Annotated in this window: 19 protein-coding genes; 14 read left to right on the forward strand and 5 right to left on the reverse strand. The window is 44.2% G+C overall.

Annotation, left to right across the window (positions count from 1 at the left end):
* Positions 1-5: 5 nt before the first annotated feature.
* The 7 genes from ACWM35_RS19780 to ACWM35_RS19810 all read left to right on the forward strand — a co-directional run bounded on the left by ACWM35_RS19780 (position 6) and on the right by ACWM35_RS19810 (position 5,732).
* Positions 6-1,238, forward strand: coding sequence for a molybdopterin molybdotransferase MoeA (locus tag ACWM35_RS19780; protein WP_454820599.1), 1,233 nt, complete (start codon positions 6-8; stop codon positions 1,236-1,238).
* A gap of 13 nt (positions 1,239-1,251) precedes the next feature.
* Positions 1,252-3,174 (forward strand): molybdopterin biosynthesis protein, encoded by a 1,923-nt coding sequence (locus ACWM35_RS19785; protein ID WP_454820600.1) that lies wholly within the window; start codon positions 1,252-1,254, stop codon positions 3,172-3,174.
* A complete protein-coding gene (locus tag ACWM35_RS19790) occupies positions 3,175-3,639 on the forward strand; it encodes a molybdenum cofactor biosynthesis protein MoaE (protein WP_454820601.1) in 465 nt (154 codons plus the stop codon). It abuts the gene before it with no gap.
* Complete coding sequence (gene moaD / locus ACWM35_RS19795) at positions 3,632-3,865, forward strand: molybdopterin converting factor subunit 1 (RefSeq protein ID WP_454820602.1); 234 nt, start codon at positions 3,632-3,634, stop codon at positions 3,863-3,865. Before ACWM35_RS19790 ends, moaD begins: the two co-directional genes overlap by 8 nt.
* Positions 3,866-3,899: 34 nt before the next feature.
* Positions 3,900-4,919 carry a thiazole biosynthesis adenylyltransferase ThiF gene (locus ACWM35_RS19800; protein ID WP_454820603.1) on the forward strand — a complete coding sequence of 340 codons (1,020 nt, stop codon included), beginning with the start codon at positions 3,900-3,902 and terminating at the stop codon, positions 4,917-4,919.
* Positions 4,920-5,051: 132 nt separating this feature from the next.
* A complete protein-coding gene (locus tag ACWM35_RS19805; protein WP_454820604.1) occupies positions 5,052-5,342 on the forward strand; it encodes a YwdI family protein in 291 nt (96 codons plus the stop codon).
* 18 nt (positions 5,343-5,360) lie between these two features.
* On the forward strand, positions 5,361-5,732 hold the full coding sequence (locus tag ACWM35_RS19810; protein WP_454820605.1) for a DUF423 domain-containing protein: 372 nt from the start codon (positions 5,361-5,363) through the stop codon (positions 5,730-5,732).
* Positions 5,733-5,768: 36 nt separating this feature from the next.
* Here ACWM35_RS19810 and gerQ read toward each other — a convergent pair whose 3' ends face one another.
* Together gerQ and hemQ are read right to left on the reverse strand one after the other, a co-directional pair.
* Positions 5,769-6,236 carry a spore coat protein GerQ gene (gerQ, locus tag ACWM35_RS19815; RefSeq protein ID WP_454820607.1) on the reverse strand — a complete coding sequence of 156 codons (468 nt, stop codon included), beginning with the start codon at positions 6,234-6,236 and terminating at the stop codon, positions 5,769-5,771.
* A gap of 203 nt (positions 6,237-6,439) precedes the next feature.
* The gene (hemQ, locus tag ACWM35_RS19820) at positions 6,440-7,183 is read right to left on the reverse strand and encodes a hydrogen peroxide-dependent heme synthase (RefSeq protein ID WP_454820608.1); all 744 of its coding nucleotides are present in this window, start codon (positions 7,181-7,183) and stop codon (positions 6,440-6,442) included.
* A 233-nt stretch (positions 7,184-7,416) separates the two neighbouring features.
* Between hemQ and pta the strand changes: the two genes are divergently transcribed.
* Both pta and ACWM35_RS19830 read left to right on the forward strand, forming a co-directional pair.
* Positions 7,417-8,388 carry a phosphate acetyltransferase gene (gene pta / locus ACWM35_RS19825; RefSeq protein ID WP_454820609.1) on the forward strand — a complete coding sequence of 324 codons (972 nt, stop codon included), beginning with the start codon at positions 7,417-7,419 and terminating at the stop codon, positions 8,386-8,388.
* Between the two features lie 1,207 nt (positions 8,389-9,595).
* Positions 9,596-10,426, forward strand: a complete 831-nt coding sequence (locus ACWM35_RS19830) for a lipoate--protein ligase family protein (RefSeq protein WP_454820610.1) — start codon at positions 9,596-9,598, stop codon at positions 10,424-10,426.
* A 113-nt stretch (positions 10,427-10,539) separates the two neighbouring features.
* Here the strand turns inward: ACWM35_RS19830 and ACWM35_RS19835 are convergent, their stop codons facing one another.
* Positions 10,540-11,277, reverse strand: coding sequence for an RsfA family transcriptional regulator (locus tag ACWM35_RS19835; RefSeq protein WP_454820611.1), 738 nt, complete (start codon positions 11,275-11,277; stop codon positions 10,540-10,542).
* 239 nt (positions 11,278-11,516) lie between these two features.
* Between ACWM35_RS19835 and ACWM35_RS19840 the strand changes: the two genes are divergently transcribed.
* From ACWM35_RS19840 to ACWM35_RS19850, 3 genes are all read left to right on the forward strand, one after another.
* Entirely contained in the window at positions 11,517-11,738 is a 222-nt protein-coding gene (locus ACWM35_RS19840; protein WP_454820612.1) for a DUF1450 domain-containing protein, read from the forward strand.
* Between the two features lie 119 nt (positions 11,739-11,857).
* Complete coding sequence (locus ACWM35_RS19845) at positions 11,858-13,156, forward strand: HD domain-containing protein (RefSeq protein WP_454820613.1); 1,299 nt, start codon at positions 11,858-11,860, stop codon at positions 13,154-13,156.
* A 24-nt stretch (positions 13,157-13,180) separates the two neighbouring features.
* The gene (locus ACWM35_RS19850; RefSeq protein ID WP_454820614.1) at positions 13,181-13,690 is read left to right on the forward strand and encodes a YwgA family protein; all 510 of its coding nucleotides are present in this window, start codon (positions 13,181-13,183) and stop codon (positions 13,688-13,690) included.
* A 144-nt stretch (positions 13,691-13,834) separates the two neighbouring features.
* Here the strand turns inward: ACWM35_RS19850 and ACWM35_RS19855 are convergent, their stop codons facing one another.
* Positions 13,835-14,020 (reverse strand): 2-hydroxymuconate tautomerase, encoded by a 186-nt coding sequence (locus ACWM35_RS19855; protein WP_454820615.1) that lies wholly within the window; start codon positions 14,018-14,020, stop codon positions 13,835-13,837.
* Between the two features lie 117 nt (positions 14,021-14,137).
* Between ACWM35_RS19855 and ACWM35_RS19860 the strand changes: the two genes are divergently transcribed.
* Both ACWM35_RS19860 and ACWM35_RS19865 read left to right on the forward strand, forming a co-directional pair.
* Positions 14,138-14,791: a site-2 protease family protein gene (locus ACWM35_RS19860; RefSeq protein WP_454820616.1), complete on the forward strand. Its 654-nt coding sequence runs from the start codon at positions 14,138-14,140 to the stop codon at positions 14,789-14,791.
* A 15-nt stretch (positions 14,792-14,806) separates the two neighbouring features.
* Positions 14,807-15,316, forward strand: coding sequence for a YwhD family protein (locus ACWM35_RS19865; protein ID WP_454820617.1), 510 nt, complete (start codon positions 14,807-14,809; stop codon positions 15,314-15,316).
* 207 nt (positions 15,317-15,523) lie between these two features.
* Here the strand turns inward: ACWM35_RS19865 and ACWM35_RS19870 are convergent, their stop codons facing one another.
* On the reverse strand, positions 15,524-17,590 hold the full coding sequence (locus ACWM35_RS19870; protein WP_454820618.1) for a transglycosylase domain-containing protein: 2,067 nt from the start codon (positions 17,588-17,590) through the stop codon (positions 15,524-15,526).
* Between the last annotated feature and the right edge of the window lie 144 nt (positions 17,591-17,734).

Genomic DNA, 17,734 nt, shown 5'->3' on the forward strand with positions numbered 1-17,734 from the left:
GGATCATGCAATTTTTTAAAGTGAAAACGGTGGAAGAAACCTTCGCCTTAATTGATGCTCTGATTCCTGCGATCACTACAACCGAGGTTCGGCCACTGGAAGAAGCTCTTCACTATATATTAGCGGTGCCTGTCACTGCAAAGGAAAATGTTCCTGGTTTTGACCGTTCCACCGTCGATGGTTATGCGGTAAAAGCAAAGGACACGTATGGCTCTTCCGAATCAATGCCAGGTTTTTTAACCGTTACTGGTGAAGTGAAAATGGGTGAGTCGGCTGTCTGTCAGGTTGGTCCCGGTGAAGCGGTGTATGTTCCGACTGGGGGAATGCTGCCACAGGGCAGTGATAGTGTGATGATGATTGAGCATTGCGAAGACATGGATGGCTTGTTAAATACGTACAAGCAAGTGGCACCAGGTGAAAATATTATACGTGCGGGTGAGGATATCCTTGAGGGGGAGATTCTTCTTCCTAGTGGCACGATGCTGCGTCCTCAGGAGTTAGGTGCACTGGCAGCATTAGGGATTACGATGGTAACCGTTTTCCGTAAACTTAAGGTAGGCTATATCTCATCAGGCGATGAAATTGTTCCCTATCAAACTGAAAATCTCTTGCCCGGGCAGATTCGCGATATCAATTTTTTAACGATTGCAGGATTGGCAAGAGAGTGGAATATGGATGTGGTTTACGGCGGGATTGTGAAGGATGAGTATCAGGAGTTTCAAGAGAGAGCTGAGGAGCTTTACCAGCAGGTGGATAGCTTAATTCTTTCCGGTGGCAGCTCGGTTGGTGCCAAAGATTATACAACCGAAGTCATTCAATCTTTAGGTTCTCCTGGCGTGTTCGTCCATGGTATTTCCATTAAACCGGGAAAACCAACTATTCTAGCCATGGCCAATGGAAAACCGGTGATTGGCCTTCCTGGTCATCCCGCTTCAGCGATGATTATCTTCAAGCTTTTTGGGGAAAGAATTTTCCGTAAGCTAAAAGGGGAAGTAATCGCGAAAAAGCCAGATCGGATTTTTGCGCGAATTACGAAAAACATTCCTTCCTCTATGGGGCGGGCCGATTATGTTCGAGTTCGTTTAGTAGAAAAAGAGGGGGAATGGTGGGCGGAACCGATTATTGGTAAATCCGGTCTGATTACAACACTCGTGAAAAGTGATGGAATTGTTGAGATTCATTCTGAAAAAGAGGGGATTTCACAGGGAGACTACGTTCCTGTGATCGCAACACGATAAGGGGGATCGAATGATGGAGCATAAGCGCTATAAACGAAAAATTTATTTAGAGGACAAACCCCGATTGCAAGCGAAGCAGGAAATCCTGGAGGCTTTCCGGCTGCCCCTTGTGAAAGAAATGATTCCTACGACAGATGCCCTTGGGCGGGTTACGGCTGAGCCGATTTTTGCGCATAATTCAACTCCGCACTATCACGCATCGGCCATGGATGGGATTGCGGTGGTGGCGGAGAGCACTTATAGCGCACACGAACAAAGTCCACTTCGTTTGCAGCTCGATACACAATTTGTGATTGTTGATACGGGAAACGCGATCCCCGCCCCTTTCAATGCCGTGATCATGATTGAAAAGGTCGATATCATTGATGAAGAAACGGTTGAAATTATCGAGCCTGCAACACCCTGGCAGCATATCCGCCCGATTGGGGAAGATATTGTGCAAGAGGAAATGCTCTTCCCGCAAGGTCATAGGATTAGAGCGGTGGATTTAGGTGTGCTGTTATCATCGCAGCAACTTGAAATTCCTGTCGTTAAGAAGCCGGTAGTCACGATTATTCCAACAGGCAACGAGTTAATTGCAGCAAACTCACCTCTTTCATCAGGAAAGATTATCGAATTTAACGGCACAGTATTTGCGAATTTTGTCAAAGAGTGGGGCGGAGAACCTGCATTGCAGCCGATTGTTAAGGATGAACCGGAAAAGATTAAAGCTGTTTTGTTAGCTGCCGCTGAAACAGCTGACATTATCGTGATTAATGCCGGATCATCTGCAGGTTCAAAGGATTACACCGTTCATATTATTGGTGAAATCGGGACCGTCTTTACTCATGGGGTCGCCGCACGTCCAGGGAAACCTGTAATTTTAGGGGAAATAAACGGGAAAATCGTCATCGGAGTACCAGGTTATCCGGTATCGGCTTATCTTGCGTTGGAATGGTTTTTACAGCCGATTATTTGTATGTATTTACAAATTCCAGAACCAATGCGGCAAACCGTTACGGTCAAGCTCGGCCGCCGAATTGTCTCTAGTATGGGGGCTGAGGATTTTATTAGAATGAATATCGGCTATGTGAATGGACAATTTGTTGCCACGCCGCTGACAAGGGCAGCTGGAGTGACAATGTCGTATGTCAGAGCGGATGGCCTCTTAGTCATACCAGCAAATGTGAGCGGCTATGAACAAGGGGATCTCGTTGAAGTCGAGCTGATGAGACCGCTTGAGGAAATCAAAAACGCGATCGTCTTTTGCGGCAGCCATGACATGACGATTGACCTGTTGTCCTCCCAGTTAAAAAGGGTACGCACCAATCGAAAAATTGTCTCATCCCATGTCGGCAGTATGGCTGGGATTATGGCCATCAGAAAAGGAGAGGCCCATGTAGCGGGGATTCATTTGCTTGACCCAAACACAAAGCAATATAATATCTCTTATATAAAGAAATTGTTAGCGGGTCAGGACATTGTCCTTTATCCGTTTTTAAAAAGAAAACAAGGCTGGATTCTGCCAATAGGCAATCCACTAAAGATTGAAAACGTTCAGGATTTGGAAGCGAAGAAAGCAAATTTCGTTAACCGCCAGAAAGGGGCTGGAACGAGGATTTTGTTTGATATGCTTTTAGAGGAAGCAGGCCTTGAACCGGAAGCTATCCTTGGTTATGAACGAGAAATGTTTTCTCACTTAGCTGTGGCTGCGGAAGTCAATGGGGATGAAAAAGGAGCCGGCTTAGGAATCTTCCCTGCAGCAAAAGCGATGGGTTTAGAATTTGTTCCTGTCGCCGATGAAGAGTATGATTTAGTTATGACGAGAAGCTTTTTTGAAAGTGAAAATGGCAGATTGCTGATCGAAATCATCCAATCGGCGTCCTTTAAACAACAGGTTGGAAGAATTGGCGGCTATGAAGTAGTGGAAAATGCTGAACCTAAAGAGGTGTTATAGATGAATTACGAGATTTCAAAAGAAACGATTGATATTCAGTCCGTTATCGATAAAGTGGTGCAGCGGGAAGCTGGCGCGATTACCACCTTTATTGGAACGGTCCGCGAGTTAACAAAGGGAAAGAAAACCTTATTCTTAATTTATGAAGCATACGAGTCGATGGCGGTGAAAAAGCTCGAACAAATTGGGAAAGAAATTGAGGAGCGTTGGGAAGGCTCGCGCGTTGCGATTACTCACCGTGTTGGAAAGCTGGATATTACTGATGTCGCTGTTGTGATTGCTGTTTCTACCCCACACCGTGCCGATGCCTACGAGGCGAATCGCTATGCGATTGAACGCATTAAGGAAATCGTCCCGATTTGGAAAAAAGAGCATTGGGAGGATGGCGAAAAGTGGATAGGCAATCAGCTTGAAACCGTTGCCTATCCAAGCGGTAAACCAGATGAGGAGGATTTATATGAATAAAGTCTTGTTTTTCGCCCATTTACGTGATGCCGTTGGCGAAGACTTCCTGAGGTTAGATGCGGGAGGGAAAACCGTTGCCGAGTTGAAGGCGGAGCTTTCCTCGAAGTACGACCTGCCAAAAATGGACACCGTGATGACCGCAGTGAATGAAGAGTTTGCCCAGGATGATGAAGTCATCCACGAAGGTGATGAAGTCGCATTCATCCCACCTGTTAGCGGCGGCTGATGACGTTCCGATTTTGGGGAAAGGGGAAAACAATATGAACGAACGGTACTCTCGCCAGGTCCTCTTTCCGGGGATCGGCAAAGAGGGACAGGAAAAAATAAATTCCAAGCATGTATTAATCATTGGTGCTGGTGCACTAGGCTCGGGGAGTGCAGAAATACTGACACGGGCTGGGGTAGGCAAGCTGACAATTATTGATCGTGATTATGTGGAAGCCAGTAATCTCCAGCGCCAGCAGCTCTATACGGAAGAAGATGTTGCCGAGAAGCTTCCGAAGGCTGCAGCAGCTGAACAACGGTTACGGGCCATTAATTCGGATGTAGAGGTGAGGTCGTTGATCGGTGACGCGACTCCACCGTTGCTTGAGGAATTGGTAGCGGGGGTGGATTTAATCCTCGATGCAACTGATAACTTCGAGACCCGGATGGCGATCAATGATGTCTCGCAAAAATACAATATTCCGTGGATTTATGGAGCTTGTGTCGGGAGCTTCGGCATGAGTTTTGCGATCATTCCTGGCAAAACACCGTGTCTCAATTGCTTGCTGCGGACGATCCCTCTTCAGGGCATGACCTGTGATACCGGGGGAATCATCTCTCCGGCGGTGCAAATGGTTGTCTCTCATCAAACGGCAGAAGCTTTAAAAATCTTGGTTGAGGATTGGGAAGCTGTAAGGGCATCGTTTGTCAGCTTTGATTTATGGCGCAATCAATATACCAGCTTAAAAATGGGGAAAGCTAAGTTTGCCGGCTGCTTATCTTGCGGCGAGGAGCGGACATATCCTTATCTTGATCATGAAAACATGACAAAAACCAGCGTTTTATGCGGCAGGGATACGGTGCAAATTCGTCCTCCTATGCAAGGTGAAATCTCACTCCAACAGCTTGCTGCTCAGCTTAGCACCCTTGGATACTCGGTGAAGGGAAATCCCTACCTCCTGTCAGTCGAGATGGAAGACGAGCGGATGGTTATCTTCAACGACGGCCGCGCCCTCATCCACGGCACAAAAGACCTCACCCATGCTAAATCGATATACCAACGAATTTTAGGATAAGCCCGTACTTTTATAAGTGCGGTTTTTTTATATACAAAAAATGACATGTTTCACGTGAAACAATGAAGGGTGTCGGAATTTCTATTATTGGAGTGAATCTGGTATTCTTATCCTAGTGAGGTGTGATGATACATGAATATATCTGTCGATAAATTATTAACAAAAATAGAAGACGAATTAAAGCAGGCTAAAGCCAGCACGAAACAGGAACACTTGCGGGAAAAGATTTACTCTATTAAAATATTATGCGAGTTGATCCTAGACGAAAAACAGGTCTCAAGTGAAATGCAAATCAATCCTACACCTGTTTATCAGCCGATGATGACACAACCATCTTTTCAACCACAACCAACAACGCTCAATCAACCAAAAAAACTAGAGATGGATAATGAAGCGAATGGAGATAGTTTATTTGATTTTTAATCAAGGAGGGGAAATTTTATGAAGGTTTTTATTATTATCGGGGCGATTAATGCCTTTTTAGCCGTTGCACTTGGTGCGTTCGGTGCACATGGGTTAAAGGATAAACTAGAACCAAAATACTTAGATATTTGGCAGACGGGTGTTCAATACCAAATGTTTCATGCAGTCGGCATTTTAGTCGTTGGCCTTCTACTTAGCAAAGTAGCGGCAAGCACGCAATTCACTTGGTCGGGGTGGTTAATGCTCGTTGGGATTATCTTTTTCAGCGGTAGCCTCTACCTGTTAAGTTTGACCAAGGTGGGTGTATTAGGAGCCATCACGCCCATTGGCGGTGTATGCTTTTTAGCAGCATGGGTCATGATCATCATCGGCGCTGTAAAACATCTATAGAAAAAAGGCATCGGCTGTGAGCCGAATGCCTTTTTTTTATCTAGGAGGGTAGGTTCCTAAAGATGGACCTGCTCCAAATGGATATTCATATTCGAGTTCCTCATCAAAAGTGGCATAATCGAACGATACCATTGTAATCAGAGTCCGCTGACCTGTTTGCGGGTCACTTAATATGAGATGGTCTCTTCCTGCTGCTTCGATAATACCTTTAAATACCTTGGCATTCCACTCGCTGTTTCCTTCATAGGTCGCATAAACCGTGACCATCTTACCTTTGTTTAATCGTAAAATATTTTCAATGTATGACTGTTCAATTGGCAGCATTCCCTGCACGGGTGCTCCTGCTTGCGGTGCAGCACCAGCTCCAGCTGGCGGGAATTGTGGGAATCCCTGCTGCTGCCCAGGGAAAGCTTGTTGCCCCGCTCCTTGACCGGGATATTGCTGGAATCCCTGCTGGCCCCCTTGATATTGCTGAAACCCTTGTGGAAAGTAATTTTGATTCATCTATTTCCCTCCTAATCAATAAATTGAACGAATGACCCAACATTTTATAAATACTCTTTTACCTGCAAATGGGTGAATGAAATCATCCGAAGCTTTTACTAGAGACTCGCTGTTTTATTACTATGAAGGGATAAGGGGAAATATGACTTACTGGTTTTAACGTATAAAAAAAGTCCTCAGCACTTGAGCTGAGAACCTAAATATTAAACATGTAAAAAGCTTGTAATGCGGTCTGCCTCTAAAATGTTTCCGACAAAGAAGGAACCGAATTCGCCATAGCGTGCGCTGACTTCATCAAAACGCATTTCATAAACCAATTTTTTAAATTGCAGAACTTCATCGGCAAACAGCGTAACGCCCCATTCATAATCGTCAAAGCCGACAGAACCGGTTATGATTTGTTTTACCTTACCTGCATATGTACGTCCAATCATACCATGGCTGCGCATCATATTGCGGCGATCTTCCATCGGCAGCATGTACCAGTTATCATCGCCCTGACGGCGCTTATCCATTGGATAGAAGCAAACATGCTTCGCATTTGGTAATTTCGGATATAGACGGGCAAGGATTTGTGGATTTTGGTATGGATCCTCACCAGCTGGTAAATAGTTGCTAAGTTCGACAACAGATACATAAGAATGAGCAGGAATCGTGAATTCCGCTAATTTTGTTTTATTAAATTCGGTTTCGATTTCATTTAATTCTTCCATCGTTGGACGTAGAATCATCATCATAAAATCAGCTTTTTGACCAACAATTGTATATAGGGCATGACTGCCTTTATTTTCATCTTGAGTGCGATTCCATTTCTCTACTAGACCTAAAAACTCGTGGATTGCTGCCTCACGTTCTTCGCTTGAGATCATTTTCCAGGTTGTCCAATCAACCGTACGGAAATCATGTAAACAATACCAACCATCAAGTGTTTGTGCTGCTTCACTCATTGACTATCACTCCTAAATGAATTGTGCTTACTACCAATCTTTACTATATCATAGTTTGACCAATGGAAGCTTGTTTGAAACTCTAGGGATAATTTTTGAAAAATAGTAAATAGTAAGGGTGTGTGAAGTTTTTTGAATAAAAAAACATTTGTAATGTAAACGTTAACGAAGTTGAATTTTTCAACAGGTAAAGTATGCTAAAATAGGAAGCTTTATTTAGGGAGGATTTAATCGTGAGTGATTTATTTGAAGGCTTAAAGCAAAAAATTTCGGGCCGTAATATGAAAATTGTTTTTCCAGAAGGCTTAGACGAACGGATTATCAGAGCGACGAGCCGTTTAGCAGAGGAAAATCTATTGACACCGATTTTGGTCGGAAATATTGAACAGGTGCAGGCGAAAGCGGCTGAGCTTGGAGTATCGTTAGATTCAGCGGAAATCTATGACCCAGCGAACTATGCTGGCATGGACGAGCTTGTTGCAGCATTTGTGGAGCGTCGTAAGGGTAAAGCAAGTGAAGAGGATGCTCGAAAAATTTTATTAGATGGAAATTATTTTGGCACAATGCTTGTGTATTTAAATAAGGCCGATGGTTTGGTAAGCGGCGCGGCTCATTCAACGGCAGACACGGTCCGTCCGGCATTGCAGATTATCAAAACGAAGGCCGGCGTGAAAAAGACATCTGGTGTCTTCATTATGGTTCGTGAGGATGAAAAATATGTCTTTGCAGATTGCGCCATCAATATTGCTCCAGATAGCAATGATTTAGCGGAAATCGCGGTGGAAAGTGCAAAAACAGCGAATATGTTTGATATCGAACCGCGGATCGCGATGCTTAGCTTTTCAACGAAGGGCTCAGCAAAGTCGCCAGAAACGGAAAAGGTTGCTGCTGCGGTGGAAGAAGCAAAACGCCGTGATGCTTCCTTGATTTTAGATGGAGAGTTCCAATTTGACGCAGCCTTTGTTCCATCGGTTGCGAAAAGTAAAGCGCCAGGATCCGTCCTTCAAGGTGATGCGAATGTATTCATTTTCCCAAGCCTAGAAGCAGGAAATATTGGCTACAAAATTGCCCAACGCTTAGGCGGATTCGAGGCTGTTGGACCAATCCTTCAAGGGTTGAACCGCCCAGTCAACGACCTATCCCGTGGCTGTAACGAAGAAGATGTCTACAAGCTTGCGTTGATTACTGCAGCGCAAGGATTATAAGTTGTGATTTGGCCGGTCCGGTAGTTTGGGCTGGCTTTTTCCTTTTTTATGTGCCCGAGATGGTGGGAAAATCATGTTGGCGGTCATGTAAAGAGCCTCTACGTGCCCGAGATGGCGGGAAAATCATGTTGGCGGTAACGTAAAGGGTCTCTACGTGCCCGAGATGGTGGGAAAAGCATGGCCGGTGGTAACGTAAAGAGCCTCTATGTGCCCGAGATGGTGGGAAAATCATGTTGGCGGTCACGTAAAGAGCCTCTACGTGCCCGAGATGGCGGGAAAATCATGTTGGCGGTAATGTAAAGGGTCTCTACGTGCCCGAGATGGTGGGAAAAGCATGGCCGGTGGTAACGTAAAGAGCCTCTATGTGCCCGAGATGGTGGGAAAAGCAGGGTGGTGGTAACGTAAAGAGACTCTACGTGCCCGAGATGGTGGGAAAAGCACGAAAGAGTTCACATAAAGGGCCACTATGTGACGGAACCGGAACAGTAACCATGGAAATGGTCGTTATAAAGCGTTCATAAAGCCCGAAGCAGGGTTGGAGCCATGTATCCGGTCGTTATAAAGCGTTCATAATGCCGGAAACCGGGTAGGGCCTGTGATCGTGGTCGTTATAAAGCGTTCATAATGCCGGAAACCGGGTATGACCTGAGGTTGTGGTCGTTATAAAGCGTTCATAATGCCCGAAGCCGTGTTGGAACCGTGGAAGTGGTCAATATAAAGCGTTCATAATCCCCGAAACCGGGTAGGGCCTGTGATTGTGGTCGTTATAAAGCGTCCATAATGCCGGAAACCGGGTAGGGCCTGTGATTGTGGTCGTTATAAAGCGTCCATAATGCCGGAAACCGGGTAGGGCCTGTGATTGTGGTCGTTATAAAGCGTTCATAATGCCGGAAACCGGGTAGGGCCTGTGATTGTGGTCGTTATAAAGCGTTCATAAAGCCTGAAACCGGGTATGACCTGAGGTTGTGGTCGTTATAAAGCGTTCATAATGCCCGAAGCCGTGTTGGAACCGTGGAAGTGGTCAATATAAAGCGATCATAATGCCCGAAACCGGGTAGGACCCATGGATGAGGTCATTATAAAGCGATCATAATGCCCGAAACCAGATTGAAACCATGCTTCCAGGCATTATAAAAACTCGACCAACTATAAAAAGGCAAATCTTTTTGTTAAAATAATGTTAATGATAAAAAGAGGAGATTACACTATGGAAGGTTTGCTGCGCCAGCCGGAGTGGCGGGTCATTGATCAGTCAGCGGTTGGTATTCATTTTCAGGCCGAGCAGTCATTCGGCACCGATGATACTGTTTGTGCATCAGTTGGTGCTGGTGAGGCATCTGCGACCGCACGGACTTGGGTCCATCACAACACAGTGGTGCTAGGAATCCAAGATACGAAACTGCCATTCTTAAAAGAAGGACAGCAGTTTCTTGAGACTCATGGCTATCGCTCGATCGTCAGGAATTCTGGGGGACTTGCAGTGGTTCTTGATGAGGGCGTCTTAAATATCTCGTTAATCTTACCAGAAACAGAAAAAGGGATAGATATTAACCGCGGTTATGATACGATGTGGCTGCTTGTCCAAAACATGTTCAAGGATTTTCACAAAGAAATCGAAGCACGCGAAATTGTTGGCTCCTACTGTCCAGGCAGCTATGATCTTAGCATCAATGGGAAAAAATTCGCCGGCATCTCCCAGCGCCGTCTCAAAAAAGGTGTGGCTGTCCAGATCTATCTTTGTGTCAATGGCAGCGGCAGCGCCAGGGCCGAGTTGATTAAGCAATTTTATGAGATTGCCAAAAACGGTGAGCAGACAAAATTCACCTATCCGGAAATTGTCCCTGATGTCATGGCCTCTTTGTCCGAGCTGCTTGACACTAATTTAACAATCTCGGATTGTTTGCTCCGGCTATTACATCAATTAAAAAATAATAGCGAGCATTTGTATGCGGGACAGCTAAATGAGTACGAACTGACACTTTTCCCTAGCTATTATCAAAGGGTACTTGATCGAAATGAGAAACTCTCAGAAATGTAAAAGGCCGTAAACCACATGGGTTTACGGCTTTTTTTAAAAACGAGGATGTTGCTTCTCCTGAAATGAAGCTATTTGTCTAACTCAAAACGCCAAGGGCGCTTGCGATATTCACTCTATTCAGCTAGTTTCTCTAAATTCCCGTTGCGGTCCATTTTGAATTTGGTTGCCGCTGGTCTTTCTTCCTCTTCAAACAGGACAAGCTTGCGGGCTCGGTTCATAATTTTCATTAATGTCTCGTAATCTTCTTGGATCGTTTCGGTATTTTGCTCGAGTCCCTCCACTTTTGCTGTCATTTCTTCGTTTTGCTTTCTTAATTCGGCGATTTCGCGCTTCAATCTTTCATTCTCGCTTTTTAGTGCTTCATTTTGCAGATTGGAATGATTGAAGTTTTGCAAGAAATGAATCACGCTATCTAGCGTTAAGCCGGAGGCAGATGGTGCTCTATAAGTTTGTACTGTTGGCTGGATAAATGTTTCTGCTGCCATTTCTGTCGTCAAATCTTCAGATTCATAAGTTTCCATGGCCATTTCCATTGGAACAGGCATAGTTTCAAACTCTTCAACGGCTGGTACTGGCGGATTGTAAAGCAATTTTTTCTTGCCGCCCTGGTCTTTTCCTAATGCTCTTGATCGTTGTTTCCGCTGTTTTTTCGCTAATTGCAAAGCTTTTTCATAGCGATGGCGGACTACGGCATTCCATCTAAAGCCACAGGCTGCGGAAGTCCGATTCAGCTTATCTCCTACCTCTTCAAATGCGTTCAGCTGGGTACTGCCTTCTCTGACATGACGAAGGACGGTCTCTGCCAGCAATAGATCGTTTTCATCTGTCCATGCATCTTGACGTACTTTCATATTTTTCAACTCCCTAATCATAATGACAATGTTTTTAAAAGTTCTAGTCTTATCATGGACAAGTTTTCTAAGCTTTATACCAAAATAACTACAAGGATAGTAGATTTTTTAACTAAAAGAGTTGTTAAAGATTGCAACTTGCATTAGAAACCGAGAAACTGTAAAATACCATAGGAGTTAATTCGTTTATTTTTTGGGTAAAATAATATAGATAGTAAGTGAAGAAAGGACTGGAAGTAATGTCCAATGAATTTCGCGTTTGTGATGATTGTCAGGCCGTGAATTTAAAGACATTAATCCCTCGTTTAAAAGAATTGGATCCCGAAGCGGAAATTAAAATCGGCTGTCAATCCTATTGTGGTCCTGGCCGGAAAAAAACATTCGCATTTGTCAATAACCGTCCGCTTGCCGCTTTAACCGAAGAGGAATTAATGGAGAAAGTAAATAAAAAGCTAAAATAATCACCTTCGTCCAATGAACTAAGGTGATTTTTCTTTTCAACGATATGTCGAAAAATCCTGAAGAAAATTGCTGAAAATTGGGATATAATAGAAGAAAGCTATGAGGAAGAGGGAAACCAATGCGATATTCGGCGGAAAAACTGAGTGAGGAAAAAGTATTTAAGGATCCCGTTCACCGCTATGTTCACGTCCGCGACCGGGTGATTTGGGATTTAGTCGGGACCAAGGAATTTCAGCGGCTGCGCCGGATCAAACAGCTCGGAACCACCTTTTTAACCTTCCACGGAGCCGAACACAGCCGTTTTAATCATTCTCTCGGTGTTTATGAGATTGTCCGCCGCATCATTGACGATGTCTTTGCTGGCAGACCGGAATGGAATGATGATGACCGATTGTTGACGCTTTGTGCTGCACTTCTCCATGATTTAGGCCATGGCCCATTTTCACATTCATTTGAAAAAGTCTTTGACTTTGACCATGAGGATTTTACTCGGGCGATTATTTTAGGTTCTACCGAGGTTAACGCTGTGTTAACAAGGGTGAGTCCTGATTTTCCGGCTCAGGTAGCCGAGGTCATTGCAAAAACATCAGAAAAAAAGCTCGTCGTCAGTCTGATTTCCAGTCAAATTGATGCTGACCGGATGGATTATCTGCAACGTGATGCCTATTTTACTGGGGTTAGCTATGGTCAATTCGATATGGAGCGGATCCTGCGTGTTATGCGTCCGAAGGAAGACCAAGTTGTGATTAAAAAGAGCGGAATGCATGCGGTTGAAGACTATATCATGAGCCGCTACCAAATGTACTGGCAGGTTTATTTTCATCCTGTATCCCGGAGTGCTGAGGTAATTTTGACGAAAATCCTTCACCGAGCGAAGCAGCTATTTGAAGAAAACTATGCCTTTAAACAAGATCCAATGCACTTTTATTCTTTCTTTACCGACAATGTAACATTAGCAGACTATTTAAAATTGGATGAAGCGGTGATATTGTTTTATTTTCAAAGCTGGCAGGAAGAGGATGACTCGGTGTTAAGCGACCTATGCCAGCGGTTCGTCAATCGCAATTTGTTCAAATATGCAGAATTTGACCCAGCGAAGGAATATAAGAAGCTCGCTGAACTGACTCACCTTTTCAAAAAGGCTGGACTCGATCCAGAATACTATTTGGTTGTTGATTCTTCGTCAGATTTGCCTTACGACTTTTATCGTCCAGGTGAAGAAGAGGAGCGGCTTCCAATTCATTTGTTAATGAAAAACAGCGAGTTGAAGGAGCTATCCCGTGAGTCTGAGATTGTCGATGCCATTTCTGGAAAGCGGAGAACCGACCATAAACTGTATTATCCAGCTGATTTCTTGATGGATGATTCTTCGAAAAAGAATATTAAGAAACAAATTCGTTCTTTATTAGAGATTTAACCTTGGTGTAGGAGATGACGAACGTTGTTAAAAGATCATGCGAAGCTGATGCAGGCGATTTCCGTTTCCGGTGAAATTATCGGACGAAAAAAGCTGCAAAAGATGATATATATTGCGAAAAAAGTAGAATTTCCGTTTCAGGAAAAGTTCCAGTTTCATTTTTATGGCCCGTATTCGGAGGAGTTGACATTGCGGGTAGAGGAGCTTTGTAATATGGGCTTCCTCAATGAAATTAGAGAGAAAAAAGGCGGATATTTTCAGTATCGCTACACCTTGACCGATACCGGAAAAGAGTTTTTGAGTTTAAACGAAACCGAGATGCCGTTTTTACAAGATTGCCTTTGCGATATGAACGATCAAAATGCTAGATTTTTGGAACTTGTTTCAACGGTCTTATATTTTGATAATCTAGCGAAAGAAGAAGTGGCGAACAAAGTCTTTACCCTCAAAAGCAGTCAGCGCTACACGGAAGAAGAAATTGATCAGGCTTACCAATATATTGGGTCATTAAAGGAAAAAGCTAAGCTACACTAGAAAAGCGGAAGCGGCTTGTTCAGGGGCGACAGGCATAAGACGAGCCGCCGAGAAGGTTGTTCTTTAACCTTCTTGGCGGATTGGCTTATGACCCCGAGCCCCTAGGCGCTGCAGCTGGACATTAATGTGGCTTAGCTTTTCTGCTTATTTGTCGCTTAGTCTTGTTCCTGCAACGGCATAATGATTTTTGCTCATTTCCTCGATAAACACAACGACGGCTTCTTTCGGAGCTCCTGTTGTCTCGACAACTGCATCTGTCACTTTTTCAACGAGCGCTTTTTTCTGTTCCTCGTTTCTGCCTTCTAGCATCTTAACTGTCACGTATGGCATGATTGATTCCCCCTTTTGCTGTCCTAATGATAGTATGTCTTCATTGTAGCAAACATTTTCATTTTACATCCAATATCATGTATACTTAAAGAAAAAAAGAGGGGATGGGGGGACGATTTGGAAGGATTTTTTGCCTATTCATTAAGGGAAATCCCTTATGTCGCGATTACGTTAATGATTGCCTTTACGTTTCATGAATTTGCCCATGCATACGTTGCTTATAAATTTGGGGATATGACGGCTCGGAATCAGGGGAGGCTGACATTAAATCCACTCAAGCATCTCGACCCATTTGGGACGATCCTCATTTTTATCGCTGGCTTCGGTTGGGCTCGTCCTGTTCCAGTCAACCGCTTCTTTTTTAAAAAGCCGCGCCTTGCCGGGGTGTTAGTTTCTGTTGCCGGGCCGCTTAGTAATTTGATTTTAGCGTGTATCGGGTTTTTGGTCGCGTACTTCGTTTCTTGGTCTGGGTTTGCGGAAAATGCGATCGGCTTTTATGAATTTCTCGACATTTTTATTTGGCTTAATCTCGTCTTGTTTGTTTTCAACCTCCTTCCGTTCCCGCCATTAGATGGATATCGGATTTTAGAGGATTTGGCTCCGAATGATATTAGGGCGAAAATGACCCAATTTGAACAATATGGCGTTTTGCTGTTTTTAATTTTAGTCATCACGCCTTTAGATCAATATACGATCCAGCCCATTTTCCAATTTATTCTTCCGGGGCTGCTGCAAGGCATAGACAATTTCTTTTATCAACTGTTCACTTAGGAGGAAAAGGTTTCAATGGATGAAAAAAAGAAAAAGCTTGGTTTTAATATCATAAAAAGTGACCCAACGGATGGCCATAAGGGCTATGGTAAGGGTGCTTTGAGTTTAGATAATGTATCACCTGTGATTATTGATGTAAATGCCGGGGAAGCTGAAATTGATGTTGGGGCAATGCATGCTCGCAGTGTCGTCGAAAAGGGAATCAAATTTTTGAAGTCGAAGGATGAGGTACCGAATGCCAAGCCTTATTGGCTCGTCTGGGTGACGATTGACCGTAAGCCGGAAGGTCCTTATTATGCAGGGGTTACCGCCTGTGAAATGACGGTTGACCGTGAAATCCGCCGCGGTTATAAATCACTGCCTGAACATGTGAATAGAATGGATAAATCATTGAAGCGCCATATTATCGTAGATCATATGGATGATAAGTCAAAGCAAGTATTGGCTGATTTCCTTCGCAACCATAATCAGCAGCTTTGGGACAACTCAGCCGAAGAGTTGAAGAATGGATTATCGGTAGAATAAAGTGAAACTTCAATCAGTGGGGGACTTACTGCCCGTTAATGCAGGATAAAATATTTTTGCAATAGAATTTTTTGCTAAAAAGTAGTAAACTATTAAGCAGTGTGAACACACTGTAAGACTAGGACACAGAAAAGCTCCGGAGACATTTGCTCCGGAGCTTTTCTAATGGATATAACAGCCGCACCTCGTCTCGGGCGCTTCCCATTTCTAATTACCCCAAGGGATAATCTTCTTATACCATGGCTCTTTCGTTTCTTGTTTCTGTTTCTCTGGCTTTTCACCATGTTTCAGGTGCTCGGTACAGTATTCAGTCGGCTCTGTTCCTTCGACGAAATAAGTAAAGCGGCGGACAGGGCAGTCTTTTGAGGCGAGCTTGCCGTTTTCAGGATTGACATAAACGCCGACGACTCCTTCCCTCGGTGGTTGAAAGGCCTTGACTGGCTTCCCTTTCAACGCATCCTCCATGAACCCGGCCCAAATGTTTTTTGCATAGCTTTTTTCAGCGGTTAACGTGATCGGCTTGCCAACATCATGTCCTGCCCAGACGGCAGTTACGAGCTGCGGCGTAAAGCCAATCATCCAGCTATCCGTTTCGGTTGAGCCCGATTTCCCGGCATAGGGACGGGTGATTTTTTTTACAAGCGAATTTCCTGTTACTTTGGCATAGCCGTTCAGCTTTGGATCAAACATCCCCGTCATCATTTGCGTCATGACATAGGCTTTGGCAGGATCTAATACCTTTTCTGGTTCATTCTTATGCTCAAAAATTACATCCCCATTATAATCTTCGACTCTGGTAATGAGGACAGGATGGACCTCTTTCCCACCGTTGGCAAATAGACTGTAAGCATTGGCCATCTCAATCACGCGGACCCCTGAGGTCCCAAGGGCAAGCGAAGGAACTTTGGCCATTTCTGTAGAAAGGCCAAATTTCTTTGCTGTATCCATCAATGTTTCTTCGCCCATAAAGAGATGGGTTTTGACAGCGTAAATATTGTCCGATACGGCAAGTGCTTGGGCGAGTGTAATTTCGTCGTCAGCATACTTGTTGTTAAAATTATGCGGTGAATAAGCAGCCCTGCCATCATCAAATTGGAAGGTGGTCAATTCACTTCTCATGGTAGACGCTGGGGTAAAGCCCTGACTAAGCGCAGCATAATATAACAACGGCTTGATCGTTGAACCGGGTTGTCTGACTGCTTGAACGGAACGGTTAAACGGACTTGTTTCGTAGTCCCGGCCGCCAATCATTGCCTTGACATAGCCGTTTTTTGGATCCATGGCAACCATGCCAATCTGAATTTCCGAACCACTTGCCACTGTTTCGGCGACCTTCTTTTCCGCAAGCTCCTGCTGCTTTCGGTCGAGTGTTGTAAAGACTTTTAAACCGCCGAGAGCAATTGTGCGGTCATCTATTTTAAGTTGATTTTTCAAAGCGTTTTTTACAGCATCTTGAAAGTAGGGTGCCGCTTCGACATGTTTATGTGGATGCTCACCGACGAAGGTCAGTGGGGCCGCCTTTGCCTCTTGGGCCGGAGCCTTTTTAATGTAGCCATTTTCGACCATGGTGTTTAAAATAATCGCTTGCCGCTTTTTTGCATTGTCAATGTTCTCGAGCGGTGAGTATAACCCAGGCCCTTTTGGGATTCCTGAGAGCATCGAGGCCTCGGCGAGATTTAAGTCTGAGGCGTTTTTTCCATAATAAAACTGACTGGCGGCTTGGACCCCATAGGCACCGTTGCCATAGTAAATGGTGTTTAGGTAGCCTTCAAGAATTTCCTCTTTGGAATAATTCATCTCAATCCGGATGGCGTAAAACGCCTCAAGAATCTTTCGCTTCCACGTTTTCTCATGTTCAAGGAAAAGATTCCTTGCGTATTGCTGGGTAATCGTACTCGCGCCTTGCACTTTAGCAAAGGCTTTGATATCGGCAAGAACTGCACCGGCAATCCGTTTATAGTCAAATCCATTATGTTCGTAGAAATTTTTATCTTCTACTGAAACGGTGGCATTGATTAGATCAGGTGAGATTTCCTCGAGCGGCACCCAGTAGCGCTTCTGCCCACTATTGCTTTCGCCAATCAATGAACCGTCACCCGCAAAGAATAAAGTAGATTGGGGTACAGCAAGCGGCGGTGCTCCAAGAATTTTTGCATAGCCAAGGATCCCTAGAAAAACAATCATCATGAGAGCGAAGCCTATTAAACTAATGATTAAAAACGCACGCAAGTACTTAACAGTTTTGCGAAAACCATGATTTGTGATGATTTCCATTGCTCCCACCCCCATTGTCCAAAAAATTCCATAGTAACAGTATTGGAAAAATGAGGGTGATTTAAACGGCAAATTGTAAAAATTTCTTTGACTTTTGATAGATTTTTCTAGACTTTTCTTTATGTTTGTAATTCAATAGTTTGG

The organism is Neobacillus sp. K501, assembly GCF_053749995.1.